Genomic DNA, 15,735 nt, shown 5'->3' with positions numbered 1-15,735 from the left:
ACCAGGTCAGACGGAGTTTCTTGCTCCCCCGGTTGGACTCGAACCAACAACCCTCCGGTTAACAGCCGAATGCTCTGCCAATTGAGCTACAGGGGAATTGCACCTTGCGGCGCGGGTGAAACCTTAGCAACCCGGCGGCGGCGATCGGAAATCGGCAGGCCGTCACTCTGCGACCAGGTTGCGGAGGCCGCGACGGTGCTGTTCGAGGGCGGCGAGCTGGGCGAAAAGACGGTTGTAGGACTCGGGGTCGGCGGCCGCGTCGGAGCGCTGCAGACGGCTCTTCACCTCGGCGATGCGGCGCTGGTCGAGGAGCTCGAGGAGGCGTACGACGTACTGCAGAACGTACGCAGCATCCGGCTCCTTCGCGGTGGGGATCGGCTCGACGGCGAGCTCGGCGAGGATGCGGCTGACGAGCGGGTCCGAGGCGGCGGCACCGAGCTTCTGGGCCCACCCGGCGTCGCCGGTGCCGGCGCCGGGGCCACCAAGGCCGGCGATGATCTCCCACAGCGCCCGGTAGAGGGGATGGGTGAAGGCCTCGGGGGTGATCTCGCCGGTGGTGCGTCCCAGCGCGACGGGGTGCTGCACGAAGAGCTTCAGGGTCTCGCGCTCGACCGTGAAGCGCGGCTCGCGCGGGTGCGGCATGGGCGGGCGCTGCGGCGCGGCGGGAGCCTCGGAAGCGGCGACGGCCTCGCGCCGCGGTGGAGCAGCCGAAGGAGCGGGACGGCCCGCGGCGCGGCGTACCTCTCGGGCCGCCTCGTCGGGATCGACGCCGAGGAAGCGAGCCAGGTCGCGGGTGAAGCCCATCTTCTTGGACTCGTCCCGCACGGAGGCGACCAGCGGGGCGGCCTCACGGAGGGCATCGACCCGCCCGTCGGCACGGTCCAGGTCGTACTTCGAAGCGACGTTGCGCAGCACGAACTCGTAGAGCGGGACGCGGTTGGCGAGAAGCTCGCGGACCGCCTCGTCGCCCTTCTTGATCCGCAGGTCGTTGGGGTCGAGGCCGTCGGGCTCGACGGCGACGTAGGTCTGCGAGGTGAAGTTGCCGTCGCCCTTGAACGCCTTCAGCGCCGCGGCCTGACCGGCGGCGTCGCCGTCGAAGGTGAATACGACCGCGCCGCGCAGCTGCTGGTCGTCGGAGATGAATCGGCGCAGCACCTTCGCGTGGTCGTCGCCGAAGGCGGTGCCGCAGGTCGCCACGGCGGTGGTGATCCCGGCGAGGTGGCAGGCCATCACGTCGGTGTAGCCCTCCACGATGACCGCCTCGCGGGTGCGGGCCATCTCTTTGCGGGCCAGGTCGATGCCGTATAGAACATGGCTCTTCTTGTAGAGAGGCGTCTCGGACGTGTTGAGGTATTTCGCCTCGATGCGGTCGTCGTCGAAGAGCCGGCGCGCGCCGAAGCCGATCACGTCGCCGCCCGACTCCCGGATCGGCCACATCAGCCGACCGCGGAACCGGTCGTAGTGCGACCGCCCGTGCGCCACCAGGCCGCCGGTGACGACCTCCTCGTCCGAGAACCCGCGCGCACGCAGGTGGCGGTAGAGGTCCTCTCCCCCGCGCGGCGAGAAGCCGACGCCGAAGTGCAGCGCCGCGTCGCGGTCGAAGCCCTTCTCGGCGAGGAACTGCCGTGCGACGACGGCGTCCGGGGTCAGCAGCTGCTCGGCGTAGAACTCGGCGGCGACCTTGTGGGCCTCGACCAGCTTGCCGCGACCGGGGCCGCGCCGCACCGGCGCCTCGTCGCCCTCCTCGCGCTGGACCTGCACGCCGACCTTGTCGCCGAGCCGCTCGACCGCCTCGAAGAAGCTCAGTCCCTCGAGCTTCATCACGAAGTCGATGACGTCGCCGCCCTCCTGGCAACCGAAGCACTTGAAGAAGCCCCGCGACGGGTTCACGTTGAACGACGGCGACTTCTCGTCGTGGAAGGGGCAAAGGCCCTTGTAGGTCCCCGGTCCCGCACGGCGCAGCGTGACGTACTGGGAGACGATGTCGTCCAGGCGCGCCTTCTCGCGCACCTCTTGGATGCTCGTCTCCTTGATGCGGCCCGCCACAACGCCTGATCCTACGGGGCCGTGGATCGGCCTGAGATGCTTGACCTGATGTCCACCACCACACCGGCCCGACCGCCGGCCCGAACGCGGGCCCGCCGGGCGACTTTCTGGCTCGGCCTCGTGATGGTCCTGGCCGGTGTGGGGCTCCTCGGCTACACCGCCTGGGAGCTCTACGGCACCACGATCGTCAGCAAACAACGCCAGCAGGAAGCGACCTCAACGATCGAGAAGGCGTGGGACTCGGGCAGGGCCGAGGCCACGACCGAGTTCGGTTCGGCCGAGGCGCTCATCGAGATCCCCCGCTTCGGCGAGGACTACCGGATCCCAGTCCTCGAAGGCACCTCGGACCGGGCCCTGGGCGCCGGTTTCGGCCACTTCTCCGGCACCGCCGGGCCCGGCGAGGTCGGCAACTTCGCGCTCGCCGGCCACCGGATCACCCACGGCGAGCCGCTGCGCGACCTCCCCGAGCTCCGCGAAGGCGACGAGATCCGCGTGCTGACCAGGGAGAAGACGTACGTCTATGCCCTCACCAGCGACGGCGACGACCTGATCGTGCCGTTCACCTCCGCCTGGGTCACCGACCCGCTTCCCGACAACCCCGACCGTGGCGGGGTGGAGCCCGAGCAGGTCGAGGGCCAGCGCCTGATCACCCTCACCACCTGCTCCGAGCTCTTCCACACCGACAACCGGATGATCGCCTTCGGCAGGCTCGTCGCCGAGGAGCCGGCCGGCTGACGGACGGCTGACGGACGGCTAGAGGCGGAGCGTACGCCGCGGGCCGAGGTCGGCTCGGCGGTCGGCCCACATCCGCTGCTCATCCCGGGCGCGCGCGACCTCGGCCGGGTCGATCGTGGCGACGACCATCCCAGGGGTGGCGTCGTCGAGCCGCTCGACCGGCCGGCCGAGCGGGTCGTAGACCGCGGAGCCGCCGATGAGGCCCAGCGGCCCGCCGACGAGACCGGCGAAGGCGACGTACATCGAGTTGTCGAGCGCCCGGGCGGCGTAGTGCAGATCCCGCCGGTGACCTCCGCCGGGGAAGTAGGCACCGGTGTTGAGGTAGAGGATCGCGCCGTCGGCGGCCGCCGCGGCGGCGTGCTCGGGGAAGTTGGCGTCGTAGCAGACCGACAGGGACACCCGGACGCCGTCGATCTCGACCGTCGTGCCGTGCTGGCCGGGCTCGAAGCGCTCGACCTCCGGCGGGTAGAGGTGCTGTTTGTCGTACGCCGCGACCGGCTCCTCCCCCGGCGCGATGACCAGGCTGGTGATCGCCCGTCGTCCGGTCTGAGCGAGGGGCGAGTTGAGGACAAGCACCGCGCCGGTCTCGTCCACCGCGGCCTGCGCCGGGGCGAGCCAGGCGGTGTCGTCGAGCGAGGGCAGCGGGCCGTCGAAGGCGTCGAGATCCCAGGAGGTCGTGAACGTCTCCGGCAGGGCGACCAGGCGGGCGCCCTTCGCCGCCGCCTCGCGGACCCGGTCCGCGGCCGTCGCGACGTTGGCCGCCACGTCGCCCGGCACCGCCGTCTCCTGGACGACCGCGATCCGCAGCATCAGTAAGCGCCCGACATCACGTTGGCGAGCGGCTCGCCGGCGGCGAACCGCTCGAGCTGCTCGCGTACGACCCGGTAGGCACGGGGCCACATCGCGCTCGACGCGCCACCGACGTGCGGCGTGATGAGCAGGTTGGGCGAGCTCCACAGCGGGCTCTCCGCCGGGAGCGGTTCGGCCTCGGCGACGTCGATCGCCGCATGGATCCGCTCCGTGGCGAGCTCGGCGACCAGGTCGGAGGTGACGACGACACCGCCACGGGCGACATTGACCAGCAGCGCACCATCCTTCATCTGTCCCAGGAACTTCCGGTCGACGAGACCGCGGGTCTCGTCGGTGAGCGGCGTGGCCAGCACGATCACGTCGGCCTCGGGCACGAGCGTGTCGAGCTCGTCGAAGCCGTGCACACCCTCCCGCGCGGTCCGCGCGACCCCGACCACCTCGGTCTCGAACGGAAGCAGCCGTGCCTCGATGGCCCGGCCGATCGCGCCGTACCCGACGATCAGGACCCTCTTGTCGGCCAGCGACGGGAACCAGCCCGGCCGCCAGGCGTGCTCGTCCTGGTGGCGTACGTGGCCGGGGATGCCCCGCAGCGACGACAGGATCAGCGTGACGGCGAGCTCGGCGGTCGAGGTGTCGTGGATGCCGCGGCCGTTGCAGAGGGTCACGCCTTCGGGGATGTGGCCGCGGGCGGCGTCGACCCCCGCGGTGAGCAGCTGTACGACCCGGAGCGAGGTCATCTGGCTGACGACGTCGAAGATGCGCGAGCCGAGCATGTAGGGCGGCAGGTAGAAGGCCACCTCACCGACCGAGTCGGGCACCTCCACCTCGCCACCGGTGAAGCGGGTGTGGTCGAAGAGCTCGAAGCGGAGACCTGCGGGCACCTCGCCCAGCTCGGATGGGTCGAAGGGCAGCCAGACGAGGGGATCGCTCACACCGGGAGACTCTCCCATACCCCGGTAGGGGTGACCTGAATCACATCCCGTCGCTAGGGTGACCGCCATGGATCCGCTGGCCCCCGCTCACCCGACTTGGGTGATGCTCCTGATCGCCGCCGTCGCCGTCGCCGTGCTCCTCGTCCTGATCGTCAAGGTCAAGCTGCACGCCTTCATCTCGCTGGTGCTGGTCAGCGCGGTCACCGCGGTCGTGGCCGGCATCCCGGTCGCCGACGTGCCCGCGGCGATGCTGACGGGCTTCAGCGCCACACTCGGCTCGGTGGCACTGCTGGTGGCGTTCGGGGTGATGCTCGGACGGCTGCTGGAGGTGACCGGCGGCGCGCAGGTGCTCGCCGACACGCTCATCGGCGCGTTCGGCGAGAAGCGTGCCCCGCTCGCGCTCGGCGTCGCCGCACTGATCTTCGGGTTCCCGATCTTCTTCGACGCCGGCCTGGTCGTCTTCCTGCCGATCATCTTCGCGGTCGCGCGGCGCTTCGGCGGCTCGATCCTCATCTACGCCCTGCCCACCGCCGGTGCCTTCGCGGCGATGCACGCGGTCGTGCCGCCCCACCCGGGCCCGGTCGCCGCCGCCACGGAGCTCGGCGGCGACATCGGCCTCACCCTCCTGATCGGCGTGCCGGTCGCCGTCCTGGCCTGGATCCCCGGCGCCTACCTCGTCGGCACCAGGCTCGGCGCGCGATACAACCCGGAGCCGCCCAACGTCTTCGCGACCGGTGAGACGGACGACGTGTTGGAGAGCGGCGCCACTCCCCCGCCGTTCGCCACCGTCGTGCTCCTCCTGGCGCTGCCCCTCGTCCTGATCGGCCTCAACACGGTCGCCAGCACGCTGGTCGCCGCCGGGACGGTCAGCGAAGACGCCACCTGGGCCAGCGCCCTGATCCTCATCGGCCAGACCCCGATCGCGCTGCTGATCACCGTGCTCGTCGCGATCTTCGTGCTCGCGCCTGGCCGGTTCCCCATCGGTCGGGCGAGCGACATCGTCGACAAGGCGCTCGGCCCGATCTGCGCGATCATCCTGATCACCGGCGCCGGCGGGATGTTCGGCGGCGTGCTGCGCATCAGCGGGATCGGCGAGGCGCTGTCCACCTCACTCTCCGGTCTCGGGATGTCACTCATCGTGCAGGCGTTCCTGATCGCGACCCTGCTCCGGGTCGCCCAGGGCTCCGCGACCGTCGCGCTGACCACCACCGCCGGCCTGATCTCCGCGCAGGTCGCTGCTGCGGGGCTGGGCAACTTCGACATCGCCCTGCTCGTCTTCGCCATCGCGGCCGGCGCGACCGTCCTCTCCCACGTCAACGACTCCGGGTTCTGGCTGGTCAGCCGATTCTTCGGGATGGACGTCATCACCACCCTGAAGACCTGGACGGTCCTGGAGACCACCCTCGGCCTCTCGGTCTTCGTGATCGCGTCGGCGCTCTGGATCGTCGTTCCCTAGCTCCAGGGTCAGTCGGTACGCCGCACCCTGCTCTCGAGCGTCGCCAGCCCCGGCCCGGCGAGCTCGGGCAGTGCGTCTGCCCGTCCGCAGACCGCCATCAGCAGCGCCTCGCCCGGCCCGGTGACCGCCTGGCCGCTCCCGTGGGACCAGGCGAGGTCGGTGGCCACCAGACGCAGGCCGCGTACGTTGCGCCTGGCCGGCAGCGGCGGGGCCATCAGCGCGAAGTCGAGCACCGGCGCGAGCCGTTCGGCCGGCACCTCGCGCGGCCGCCCGAGCGCCCGGCGGATGTCCTGGTGATGGATGAGGCCGTCGGTCAGCCCGATCCTGGCATCGGCCATCGCCGTCGGTCCGGACGGTCGGGCATGCGCCCGCACGTAGGCGACCAGCTCGGCCGGAGCCCGGGCACCGAACTCCTCGAGCCGGCGGGCGTTCATCCGGCCGAACCGGAACCCGGCGCGCAGGAAGCGCCCGGCGAACTCGCCCAGCCCGATCTCCTCGTAGCTGATCAGGTGCGCGACGACGTCTCGCACCGTCCACCCGCTGCACAGCGAGGGCCGCTCCCAGTGCTTCGGCTCGAGCGTCTCGAGGAAGTCGGCGAGATCCTTCCGTTCGGCCGTCGCGAGCGCGGTGCGGTCCACCCCGATCACGCCTGCGCGAGAGCCCGGAATCGCTCCAGATAGATCCCCCAGGCGTCGGGTCCGGCGGCCCGGTCACGCCAGCCCTGCCACCCGGCGCCGTGCCGGTCGAGGTGCCGGTGCTCGAGGCGTACGTGGGTCTGTTCCGCTCCCACTGAGGTGAAGGTGAACTCGACCTCGCTGCACCGCGACGGATCCGGCTCGAGCTGGAAGTCGGGGGTGATGTCCCAGGAGATCACCAGCCGGTGGGGCGGTTCGACGGCGAGGACGCGCGCCCACTGACAAGTGCTGCCGTCGACACCGCGGTCGTAGACGCGACCGCCGACCCGTGGCTCCAGCACAGTCTCGGCGATCTCGACGGGGAGCATGTTGTGCTCGCGCGGCTTGATCCGGTCGAAGTCCTCGGTGAACACCTTGAAGGCGTGTTCGACCGGGACGTCGACGGTGATCTCCAGGTCCACGGAGGTCTTGTCGCGGGTGGTGCTCATGGCTGCTCCTTCTGCTCGCTGTGCTCGCTGACTCCCTCGCTCGGCGCGTGCGGACGAGCAAGCTCGCCGCCCGACCTCGCTCCGGTCGTCTCTGCCCGGTAGCTGTCCTCAGCCACCTGCTTGAACGAATGCAACGCCTGGGTCCAGTAGGTCTCCAGCTCGGCGCGCAGCTCGGCCAGGCCCTCGAGCCGGGCCTGGTAGATCCGGCGACGACCGGCCGGGGTGATCGACACCAGCCCGGCCTCGCGCAGGATCTTGAGGTGCTGGGACACCGCGGCCATGCTCACCGGCAGGGCATCGGTGATCTCGCCCACCGAGCATGGCCCGGCGGCCACCCGGGCCAGGATCTGGCGGCGGGTGGAGTCCGAGACGGCGTACCAGACATCGGTCACGTCATTTAAGGTAACGCTTAAATGACGTGACCGCAATGGTGGTCAAGGGCGTCGGCAGAGCCGTTCGTGCCAGGCCAGCGCGGTGATGTCGGTGAGCGAGGCGACCTGGTCGATCACGACGCGGAGCCGGGCGGCGTCGTCGGCCGCGTCGTGCCAGTCGTCGGCGAACTGCCGGTCGAGGTCGTCCGGTCCGGTGGCGACGAGGTGCTCGAGGAGCTCGCCGAGCAGGTTGCGCTGGCGGTCCATCTTCACGGCCCGCTCGTCGGTGCGCATCACGTAGTGCGCCGCGATCCCCTTCAGCAGCGCGATCTCCAGGCGGGTCTGCTCCGGCACCACCAGGTCCGCGCCGTAGCGGACGTAGGGACCGCCGCCGGCGGCGTACGTCGCCTCCCGCACCGCCCCGCAGAACCGGCCGATGACGTCGGAGGTCAGGTTCTTGAGCATGGCCCGGGAACGGCGAGAGGCGTCGTACGCGGCGCCCTCGGGGATCCAGCAGCCGGCGGCACTCAGATCGGCGATGGTCGATACCGCGACAGCGCGGTCGAAGCCCGGGACGTACCAGTCGGCCACGGTCGCGGCGACGCCGTCGAGGTCGAGGCGGGCGAGGTCGACCTTGCCGGCGACGATGCCGTCCTCGACGTCATGGACGGAGTAGGCGACGTCGTCGGAGAGGTCCATGATCTGCGCCTCGACGCACTGCCGCTGTCCGGCGTCCGCGGCGCGCAGCCAGGTGAAGACCGGCAGGTCGTCCTCGTAGACCCCGAACTTCGACCCCTTCCGCTCACCGAAGCCCCACGGGTACTTCGTGCACGCGTCCAGCGTCGCCCGGGTCAGGTTGAGCCCGACCGAGCGCCCGTCGGCGTCGAAGGTCTTCGCCTCCAGGCGAGTCAGGATGCGCAGCGTCTGGGCGTTGCCCTCGAACCCACCGATCCCCTTCGCCTGCTCGGCGAGCACGTTCTCGCCGTTGTGCCCGAACGGCGGGTGCCCGAGGTCGTGCGCGAGGGCCGCGGTCTCGGCGATGTCGGGCTGCGGCGAGTCCGGGCCGTTCAGGGCGCGCGACAAGTCCCGCGCGACCTGGGCCACCTCGAGCGAGTGGGTCAGCCGGTTGCGTACGAAATCGTCGGCCTGCGGGCCCACGACCTGAGTCTTCGCCGCCAGCCTCCGAGTCGAGGCGGCATGCACCACGCGGGCGCGGTCGCGCTCGAACTGCGTACGCTCCGGCGCGACCACCCGCTTGGGCGGCTCGGCGACGATCCGCTCGCGGTCGGCGGCCCCATATAGCTCCACATCCAGGAGGCTATCGGCTACAACGGGATCGCCGTGGTCAGCACCCCGATGGCCAGCATCGTGAGCGACACCGCGGCTGCGCGCCACAGCACCTTCTTGTGGTGATCGGCGAGGGGCACCCGCGCCAAGGTCACCAGCAGCAGGATGGCCGGCACGAGCGGGCTCTGCATGTGGAAGGTCTGACCGGTGATCGAGGCGCGCGCCATCTCCTCCGGAGCGATGCCGTAGGTCGACGCCGCCTCGGAGAGCACCGGGAGGACGCCGAAGTAGAAGGCGTCGTTGCTCATGAAGAAGGTGAACGGCAGGCTGAGTACGCCGGCGATCACCGCCATGTGCGGGCCCAGCGCGGGCGGGATGATGTCGATCAGCCATCGCGCCATCGCCTCGACCATGCCGGTGCCCTGGAACACTCCGGTCAGCACGGCCGCGGCGAACACCATCGCCACCACGGACACGATGCTCGGCGCATGCCGGGTGATCGCCTCCTGCTGCTCCTTGACCTGCGGGAAGTTGACGACCAGCGCGATGGCCGCGGCGACCATGAAGAGCACCAGGATCGGCAGGATGTCGAGCACGAGGACGACCAGCAGCGTGGCGGTCAGGAGCGCGTTGAACCAGAACAGCCCCGGTCGCAGCGTCGAGCGCTTCGGGTCGAGCCCGTCCGCGAACCAGTCCGCGTCCTCGTTCTCCTCGTCGTGGCCCGAGCCGCGGCCCGAGTCGCCTCCCGCACCAGCCGTGACCGAGGCGGGGACACCGGCGCCGACCAGCACGCTCGCCTCGGTCGTCTGGGTCATCTCGGTCAGCTCCAGCGACCCGATCCGGCGGCGCTCGAGGTATCCCAGGTGCACGGCGAAGACCAGCACGACAGCCAGACCCGCGATCATCGACGGGATCATCGGCACGAACACGTCGGACGGGGAGACACCGAGCGAAGCAGCGGCGCGGGCCGTCGGACCGCCCCACGGAAGGATGTTCATCGCGCCGTTGGCGAGGCCGGCCACGACGGTGAGCACGACCGGGCTCACCCCGAGCTTCAGGTAGAGCGGGAGCAGCGCGGAGGTCACGATGATGAACGTGGTCGACCCGTCGCCGTCGAGCGAGACGACCATCGCGAGGACAGCGGTCCCGACGACCAGACGCATCGGGTCGTAGCCGACCATTCGCAGGATCAGCTTGACCAGCGGGTCGAACAGGCCGACGTCGATCATGATCCCGAAGAAGATGATCGCGAAGAACAGCATCGCTGCGGTCGGCGCGAGCTCCTTGACCGCGTCGACGATCATGTCGCCGATGCCCAGCCCGGCGCCCGCGGCGATGCCGAACGCCACCGGCACCGCGATGAGGCCGACGACCGGGGTCGCCCGTCTGGACATGATCAGGAACATGAAGAGGGCGACCATCATGAAGCCGAGTGCTACGAGCATTGCCGATCCTGGTTCTCTACGCCGTGTGCTGACCGTCACGTGGTGACACCCGAGACTGTGGGTGACGCGCACCACAGGTCAACGTTGCCGTCGTAACGGACGTTGTGGTCGTTGCGGTCAAGCGCGAAAACGGCCCTCAGGGCAGCAGGATCGCGAAGTCCTCCGCGTTGAAACCGGCCGTCGACATGACGTCGTCGAGCGTGATCCCCGAGAGCTCGTCGAGGACGGCGCGGGCCACTCGGCGGTCGAGGTCGACGAGGACACCCTGGATGTTGGCGCCCACCGCGCAGGCGGGGTTGGGGCCATGGATGCCGAGGACCTGATCGTCGCCCTGCAGCACCTGCCACACCTGGGCGAGGTTCACCGTCTTGGGGTCGACCGCCAGCTCCCATCCCCCGTGGGCGCCGGGACGGGAGCGAACCAGACCGGCCGTACGCAGCGGACCGAGCACCTTGCGCACATGGACCGGGTTGACCGCGGTGCTGCCGGCGAGCTCGTCGGAGCTGACGGGGGTCGTGCGGCCGGCGGCAGCGCACGAGGCGAGGTACGTCAGGACATGGACGGCCACCGCGAAACGGGTGTTCGTCGGGGCGGCCATACCCCCATCTTGCCTTATTGCCATCGGTATGACTACATTTATAAAACCGTCACCGCCGTGACTACAGTTACGGCACTACCGATAGGACTCCCATGACCATCGCCATCACCGGTGCCTCCGGCCAGCTCGGCCGCCTCGTCGCCGACCAGCTCCTCACGACCGTCGACCCCGCCGAGGTCGTGCTCCTCACCCGCGACCCCGCCAAGCTCGCCGACTACGCCGAGCGCGGTGCCGACGTCCGTGCCGCCGACTTCAGCAAGCCCGACGAGCTGGCCGAGGCTTTCGCCGGCGTCGAGCGCGTACTGCTGATCTCGACCGACGCCGTCGGCGCCCGCGTCGAGGGACACCTCGCCGCGATCGACGCGGCCGTCAAGGCGGGAGTGCGCCACATGGCCTACACCTCGGTCTCCGGGCCGACCGCGGACAACCCTGCCGGCGTCGTCGCCGACCACGCCGCCACCGAGGACGCGCTGCGCGAGAGCGGCCTGGCCTGGACCATGCTTCGCAACAACCTCTACGCCGACATGCAGGTCGACTCCGTCGCCCAGGCCGCCGCGACCGGGCAGCTGGTCACCAACACCGGCGACGGCGGCGCGGCCTACGTCACCCGGGCCGACTGCGCGGCCGTCGCCGCCGGGGTCCTGACGGGCGAGGGACACGAGGGCAAGGCGTACGACGTCACCGGCCCGCACGCCTACACCGCGGCCGATCTGGCCGAGCTCGCCACCGAGAAGGCCGGCAAGCCGGTCGAGGTCGTCCAGGTCGACGACGACGCCTACACCGCCGGCCTGGTCTCCGCCGGGCTCCCGGACTTCATCGCCCCGCTGCTCACCTCGTTCGGCACCGCGACCCGGCTCGGCAAGCTCGCCACCGTCACCGACGTCGTCGAGCAGGTCGGTGGCCGCAAGCCCACCCCTCTGAGCGCGCTGGTCTGATCTCGCCTTGGCGGCCCGGCGTAGATTTGGGGTGACTGACCGGACCTGAGGCCTCCATCCGGACACCGCTTTATGCCGGTCGAGAGGCGGGCATCATGGCCGGCATCGTCCTTCGCGTAAGACTCATCGGCGGTGACAGCATGGACGTCATCTACGACGACGTCGAGACGGCGAGCGAGGCCGAGGCGATCGACCACCTCGCCACCGTGCTGTCGAGCGACACCGGCGTCATCCGCTGTCGGCACGGCGACCGACTGCTGCTGTTGTACGCGCGCGGGATCTCCACGGTGGAAGTAGCGCCACGAGGCGCGGTCCTCTGAGCCGCCAAGCCCGCCGAGTCGGCTTGTCCTGACCAGAAATCCCGCCGAGTCGGCGCGTCAAGACGCGCCGACTCGGCGATCTAGTTGACGGCCACGTGCACGTGGTCGTAGTGGTTGGCCGTCGGGTCGCCGCGGTCCTCCATCGGGCGCCAGCCCTCGTCGGCTCGGACCGGGGTCCAGATGCGCTGGTACCAGATGATGTCGTAGATGTTCAGCGCTGTGGCGTGCTCCTGGACGTAGGCGGCGATGGCGTCGCCGAGCTCCTTGTCGTCGGTCATGAAGTCGAGTGCCTTGCCGCTGATGTGCTCGCCGTGCGGGTCGTAGCCGTAGGTGGTGCCGGAAGCGACCGCGGGGAACGCGTTGCAGACGGCGCGGTAGAGGTCGACCGCGTCGGAGACCAGGCCGTCCTCGACCGAGGAGTCGCCGCAGGCGGAGAAGTCCAGGCCCGCCGGGGCGTCCTCCGACGGCGTCGGGGAGGGCGTCGGGGTCGGCGTGGGAGTGGGCTCGGGCGGGGGTTCAGGCTTGGTCTTGCCGAGGTTGCCCTCGGGGATCCACACCGGGTTGCCCTCCAGGACGATCTCCTGGCGGCCACCCTCGTCGCGGCCGGTGTAGTAGACCGCGCGCCCGAGCTTCAGCTCGCCGAGCTCCTTGGCGCGCTTTCCGTAGGAGGCGTAGACAGTGACGTCGTCCTGTACGTAGCGCAGCACCGCCTTCTGGGCACCGCCGCTGACCGACGTCGGCCGCTCGATCAGCGACTCGATCGTGGCGACCTCGCTCAGCGCGTTGGTCGCCGCCTCTCCCCCACGCTCGCCACTGCGGCTGACCGTCGTCTCCCGGCCGGAGACCTCGCGGCGGTCGTTCGACATCCGGGTGTCCTCCCGGGTCGTCGGCAGCGCCGGGATCTTCGCCTTCGCCTCGGCCTCCGCCTCGATGCGCCGATCGGCCAGTGACGGCAGCCGGAGTCCGGACTTCTCCTCCACCTCGGAGATCACGACGCCGGGGTTCGCCGCGGCCGCCCCGGCGGCCATCGCACCGCTGGTCGCGAACGTGACGATCCCTGCGGTCGCCACGGCATTCTTGGTTCTACGGACAGCTCGATAATCGCCTCTGTGGCTGGTGGCCACTGCGCAATCCTTCGCTCGACAATGTGGGGGTATCGCCCGAGAACGCCCTTCGCCACTTCCGCTGAAGCTGGGTCGTGAGCCCGGGCACAGCGCCTGAGTCAAGCACACACCTGCGGGGGTATCCCACGATGGGTCGGAGACTTTTGCGAAGTTGTTGATCTTCCGACGGACCGAAAACGCAGGTCGGCCCGGGCTTCGAGAGCCCGGGCCGACCTGCGTTTTCGAGGCCAGTCGCGTCAGTTCGTGGAGACGTGCACGTGGTCGTAGTGGTTGGCGGTGGTGGACCCGCGGTCCTCCATGTAGCGCCAACCCTCCGAGGCACGCACCGGCGTCCAGATCCGCTGGTACCAGATGATGTCGTAGAGGTTGAGCTCTGCGGCGTGCTGCTGCAGGTAGGCGGCGATCGAGTCGCCGAGCGCCTTGTCGGAGAGCATGAAGTCGAGCGCCTTGCCCGAGGAGTGCTCCCCGTGTCCGTCCCAGCCGCCGACGGTCATGGAGGCGACCTCGGGGAAGGCGTTGCAGACCGCGCGGTAGACGGTGACCGCGTCGGCGACCAGACCGCTCTCGACCGCGGGGTCACCGCACGCGGCAGTGCTGACCCCGGCTGCGACACCGGTCTCCTCGGGCTTCTCGTCGACGAGGTGACCGGCGGTCACCCAGGCGACCTCACCGTCGACGAGGATCTCGTCGCGGCCGGACTCGGTGCGACCGGTCGCGTAGACCAGCTCGCCGGCTTCGATCTCACCGGACTGGGTGGCGTGCTTGCCGTAGGCGGACCAGAGGTTGAGCGTCTCCTCGGTCCAGCGCTTGACTGCCTTGGCGGTGCCGGTCTCGACCTGCTCGGGGCCCTTGGTCAGGGTCTCGACCGAGGAGACCGACTCGCGGTCGCCTCCGTCACGGCTGACGACGGTCTCGCGACGGTCGCCGGCGACGCGCGCGTCGTCACGGGTGCTCGGCACGTTGGCCTTGGACGAGGAGACGGATGCGCCTGCGTTCTTGGCGATCAGGGAGGAGGTTGGCTCCGCGAAAGCGGCTCCGGCGCCGACTGCGGCGCCTGTCGCGAGAACCGCGACCCCTGCGCTGACAACTATGGATTTGGTCTTACGGACGGCCCGAGTGTCGCCTCTGTGGCTGCCGGCCACACGCAATCCTTTGCTCGACTACATGGTCTGTGCCCGAGTTTTTCCCACGGTTTCAACGGATGAAACCCGTCGAGGGTTGTGCTGGTGGGGGCTCGGCACGGCAATGAGTACAACACACACGACAGGGGGTATTCCAATTCCCTTACCGAGTTTTTGCGTAGTCTTGTACCTGTCGAGCGACTGATTCCGAAGGCTGAAAACGCCCCTCAGGACCCATCCGAACGGGCCCCGGAGCCTCAGCCGCCGGAGGTCTCCGACACGTTCTCGGCGAACCCGCAGCCGCGTCCGTCGGCGTCGTCGAGCCACCCCTCCGGAAGGACCACCTTGTCCCGCGGCGCACCCTGCCGCCCACGCGGCGCACCCAGCTGTGACGAGGGGAAAGGCTCGTTCCGGTCGAGCTTGGCGAGCATCTCGTCGAGGTCCTGGAGGCTGTTCACCAGGCCGAGGGTCCGGCGCAGCTCACCACCGGCGCCGAAGCCCTTGAGGTACCACGCGATGTGCTTGCGGATCTCCTTGCAGCCGCGCTCCTCGCCCATGTGCTCGCAGAGCAGCTCGGCGTGGCGCCGCATGATGTCGGTCACTTCGCCGAGATTCGGCAGGACGTTGACCGTCTCACCGGCGAAAGCGGCCGCCAGGTCGCGAAAGAGCCAGGGACGTCCGAGGCAGCCGCGGCCGATGACGACACCGTCCACACCGGTCTCCTCGACCATCCGGATCGCGTCGGCCGCCTCCCAGATGTCGCCGTTGCCGAGCACCGGGATGTCGACCGAGGCCTTGAGCTCGGCGATCGCGTCCCAGTCGGCGGTGCCGGAGTACGCCTGGGCGACCGTACGCCCGTGCAGCGCGATCGCGGCGGCGCCGCTCTCCTGGGCGATCCGGCCGGCGTCCATGTAGGTCAGGTGGGCGTCGTCGATGCCCTTGCGGGTCTTCATCGTCACCGGTACGCCGTAGGGCTCCGCCGCGCGTACGGCGTGCTCCAGGATCTCGCCGAGCAGACCGCGCTTGTACGGAAGGGCTCCCCCACCGCCCTTGCGGGTCACCTTGGGCACCGGGCAGCCGAAGTTGAGGTCGACGTGCGCCACCCCGTATTCGGCACAGAGGATCTCGGTCGCCTTGCCGACGTAGACCGGGTCGGTTCCGTAGAGCTGCACGCTGCGTACGGTCTCGGCCTCGTCGAAGACGAGCATGTCCTTGGTGTGCTGGTCGCCCTCGACCAGGCCGCGGGAGGTGATCATCTCGCAGACGTAGAGGCCGGCACCCTGCTCGGCGCACAGGCGCCGGAAGGCGGCGTTGGTGACACCGGCCATCGGCGCGAGCACCACAGGGGTGTCGACGGTCAGGCTGCCGAGCTTCAGGGGGCCAGGGAGGGACATGCCTTCCATTGTCCGGCCAGCGGCGCGCCGTACGAAAT

At 69.9% G+C, this 15,735-nt stretch carries 16 protein-coding genes and 1 tRNA gene; 4 read left to right on the top strand and 13 right to left on the bottom strand.

What is annotated here, in order from left to right:
• Positions 1 to 23: 23 nt before the first annotated feature.
• Both OH802_RS13310 and dnaG read right to left on the bottom strand, forming a co-directional pair.
• Positions 24 to 96 (bottom strand) — tRNA-Asn (locus OH802_RS13310).
• 66 nt (positions 97 to 162) lie between these two features.
• The gene (gene dnaG, locus OH802_RS13305; protein ID WP_406028625.1) at positions 163 to 2,046 is read right to left on the bottom strand and encodes a DNA primase; all 1,884 of its coding nucleotides are present in this window, start codon (positions 2,044 to 2,046) and stop codon (positions 163 to 165) included.
• Between the two features lie 48 nt (positions 2,047 to 2,094).
• Here dnaG and OH802_RS13300 point away from each other — a divergent pair, with 48 nt between their 5' ends.
• Positions 2,095 to 2,781, top strand: coding sequence for a class E sortase (locus tag OH802_RS13300; RefSeq protein ID WP_406028623.1), 687 nt, complete (start codon positions 2,095 to 2,097; stop codon positions 2,779 to 2,781).
• An 18-nt stretch (positions 2,782 to 2,799) separates the two neighbouring features.
• Here the strand turns inward: OH802_RS13300 and OH802_RS13295 are convergent, their stop codons facing one another.
• Both OH802_RS13295 and OH802_RS13290 read right to left on the bottom strand, forming a co-directional pair.
• A complete protein-coding gene (locus tag OH802_RS13295; RefSeq protein WP_406028621.1) occupies positions 2,800 to 3,591 on the bottom strand; it encodes a carbon-nitrogen hydrolase family protein in 792 nt (263 codons plus the stop codon).
• On the bottom strand, positions 3,591 to 4,523 hold the full coding sequence (locus OH802_RS13290; protein ID WP_406028619.1) for a 2-hydroxyacid dehydrogenase: 933 nt from the start codon (positions 4,521 to 4,523) through the stop codon (positions 3,591 to 3,593). The genes OH802_RS13295 and OH802_RS13290 overlap by 1 nt, the downstream gene beginning before the upstream one ends.
• 67 nt (positions 4,524 to 4,590) lie before the next feature.
• Here OH802_RS13290 and OH802_RS13285 point away from each other — a divergent pair, with 67 nt between their 5' ends.
• Positions 4,591 to 5,979, top strand: coding sequence for a GntP family permease (locus tag OH802_RS13285; RefSeq protein ID WP_406028617.1), 1,389 nt, complete (start codon positions 4,591 to 4,593; stop codon positions 5,977 to 5,979).
• A gap of 8 nt (positions 5,980 to 5,987) precedes the next feature.
• Here the strand turns inward: OH802_RS13285 and OH802_RS13280 are convergent, their stop codons facing one another.
• From OH802_RS13280 to OH802_RS13255, 6 genes are all read right to left on the bottom strand, one after another.
• On the bottom strand, positions 5,988 to 6,617 hold the full coding sequence (locus tag OH802_RS13280; protein ID WP_406028615.1) for a maleylpyruvate isomerase family mycothiol-dependent enzyme: 630 nt from the start codon (positions 6,615 to 6,617) through the stop codon (positions 5,988 to 5,990).
• 5 nt (positions 6,618 to 6,622) lie between these two features.
• Positions 6,623 to 7,102, bottom strand: a complete 480-nt coding sequence (locus OH802_RS13275) for an SRPBCC family protein (RefSeq protein ID WP_406028613.1) — start codon at positions 7,100 to 7,102, stop codon at positions 6,623 to 6,625.
• Positions 7,099 to 7,494, bottom strand: a complete 396-nt coding sequence (locus OH802_RS13270; protein ID WP_406028611.1) for an ArsR/SmtB family transcription factor — start codon at positions 7,492 to 7,494, stop codon at positions 7,099 to 7,101. The genes OH802_RS13275 and OH802_RS13270 overlap by 4 nt, the downstream gene beginning before the upstream one ends.
• Positions 7,495 to 7,536: 42 nt before the next feature.
• On the bottom strand, positions 7,537 to 8,781 hold the full coding sequence (locus OH802_RS13265) for a deoxyguanosinetriphosphate triphosphohydrolase (RefSeq protein ID WP_406028609.1): 1,245 nt from the start codon (positions 8,779 to 8,781) through the stop codon (positions 7,537 to 7,539).
• Between the two features lie 17 nt (positions 8,782 to 8,798).
• Positions 8,799 to 10,205, bottom strand: a complete 1,407-nt coding sequence (locus OH802_RS13260) for a CitMHS family transporter (protein WP_406028607.1) — start codon at positions 10,203 to 10,205, stop codon at positions 8,799 to 8,801.
• Positions 10,206 to 10,341: 136 nt separating this feature from the next.
• Positions 10,342 to 10,803, bottom strand: coding sequence for an Rrf2 family transcriptional regulator (locus OH802_RS13255; RefSeq protein WP_160028336.1), 462 nt, complete (start codon positions 10,801 to 10,803; stop codon positions 10,342 to 10,344).
• A 92-nt stretch (positions 10,804 to 10,895) separates the two neighbouring features.
• Between OH802_RS13255 and OH802_RS13250 the strand changes: the two genes are divergently transcribed.
• Positions 10,896 to 11,738, top strand: coding sequence for an SDR family oxidoreductase (locus OH802_RS13250; RefSeq protein ID WP_406028605.1), 843 nt, complete (start codon positions 10,896 to 10,898; stop codon positions 11,736 to 11,738).
• 95 nt (positions 11,739 to 11,833) lie between these two features.
• On the top strand, positions 11,834 to 12,058 hold the full coding sequence (locus OH802_RS13245; RefSeq protein WP_406028603.1) for a hypothetical protein: 225 nt from the start codon (positions 11,834 to 11,836) through the stop codon (positions 12,056 to 12,058).
• An 80-nt stretch (positions 12,059 to 12,138) separates the two neighbouring features.
• Here the strand turns inward: OH802_RS13245 and OH802_RS13240 are convergent, their stop codons facing one another.
• The 3 genes from OH802_RS13240 to dusB all read right to left on the bottom strand — a co-directional run bounded on the left by OH802_RS13240 (position 12,139) and on the right by dusB (position 15,697).
• Complete coding sequence (locus tag OH802_RS13240) at positions 12,139 to 13,128, bottom strand: mucin-2 protein (protein WP_406028601.1); 990 nt, start codon at positions 13,126 to 13,128, stop codon at positions 12,139 to 12,141.
• Positions 13,129 to 13,418: 290 nt separating this feature from the next.
• On the bottom strand, positions 13,419 to 14,324 hold the full coding sequence (locus tag OH802_RS13235) for a mucin-2 protein (protein WP_406028599.1): 906 nt from the start codon (positions 14,322 to 14,324) through the stop codon (positions 13,419 to 13,421).
• A gap of 236 nt (positions 14,325 to 14,560) precedes the next feature.
• On the bottom strand, positions 14,561 to 15,697 hold the full coding sequence (dusB, locus tag OH802_RS13230; protein ID WP_406028597.1) for a tRNA dihydrouridine synthase DusB: 1,137 nt from the start codon (positions 15,695 to 15,697) through the stop codon (positions 14,561 to 14,563).
• Between the last annotated feature and the right edge of the window lie 38 nt (positions 15,698 to 15,735).

This window comes from Nocardioides sp. NBC_00850, assembly GCF_045207335.1.
Taxonomy (GTDB): domain Bacteria; phylum Actinomycetota; class Actinomycetes; order Propionibacteriales; family Nocardioidaceae; genus Nocardioides.
Note: the sequence above shows the minus strand (reverse complement) of the source record. Positions and strands in the feature narration are given on the sequence as shown.

What these genes read in the sequence shown, in the direction of transcription:
- OH802_RS13245 (WP_406028603.1), top strand. Translation starts at nt 11,834, where the DNA reads ATGGCCGGCATCGTCCTTCGCGTAAGACTCATCGGCGGTGACAGCATG.
- OH802_RS13285 (WP_406028617.1), top strand. Translation starts at nt 4,591, where the DNA reads ATGGATCCGCTGGCCCCCGCTCACCCGACTTGGGTGATGCTCCTGATC.
- dusB (WP_406028597.1), bottom strand. Translation starts at nt 15,697, where the DNA reads ATGTCCCTCCCTGGCCCCCTGAAGCTCGGCAGCCTGACCGTCGACACC.
- OH802_RS13250 (WP_406028605.1), top strand. Translation starts at nt 10,896, where the DNA reads ATGACCATCGCCATCACCGGTGCCTCCGGCCAGCTCGGCCGCCTCGTC.
- OH802_RS13300 (WP_406028623.1), top strand. Translation starts at nt 2,095, where the DNA reads ATGTCCACCACCACACCGGCCCGACCGCCGGCCCGAACGCGGGCCCGC.
- OH802_RS13275 (WP_406028613.1), bottom strand. Translation starts at nt 7,102, where the DNA reads ATGAGCACCACCCGCGACAAGACCTCCGTGGACCTGGAGATCACCGTC.
- OH802_RS13255 (WP_160028336.1), bottom strand. Translation starts at nt 10,803, where the DNA reads ATGGCCGCCCCGACGAACACCCGTTTCGCGGTGGCCGTCCATGTCCTG.
- OH802_RS13295 (WP_406028621.1), bottom strand. Translation starts at nt 3,591, where the DNA reads ATGCTGCGGATCGCGGTCGTCCAGGAGACGGCGGTGCCGGGCGACGTG.
- OH802_RS13260 (WP_406028607.1), bottom strand. Translation starts at nt 10,205, where the DNA reads ATGCTCGTAGCACTCGGCTTCATGATGGTCGCCCTCTTCATGTTCCTG.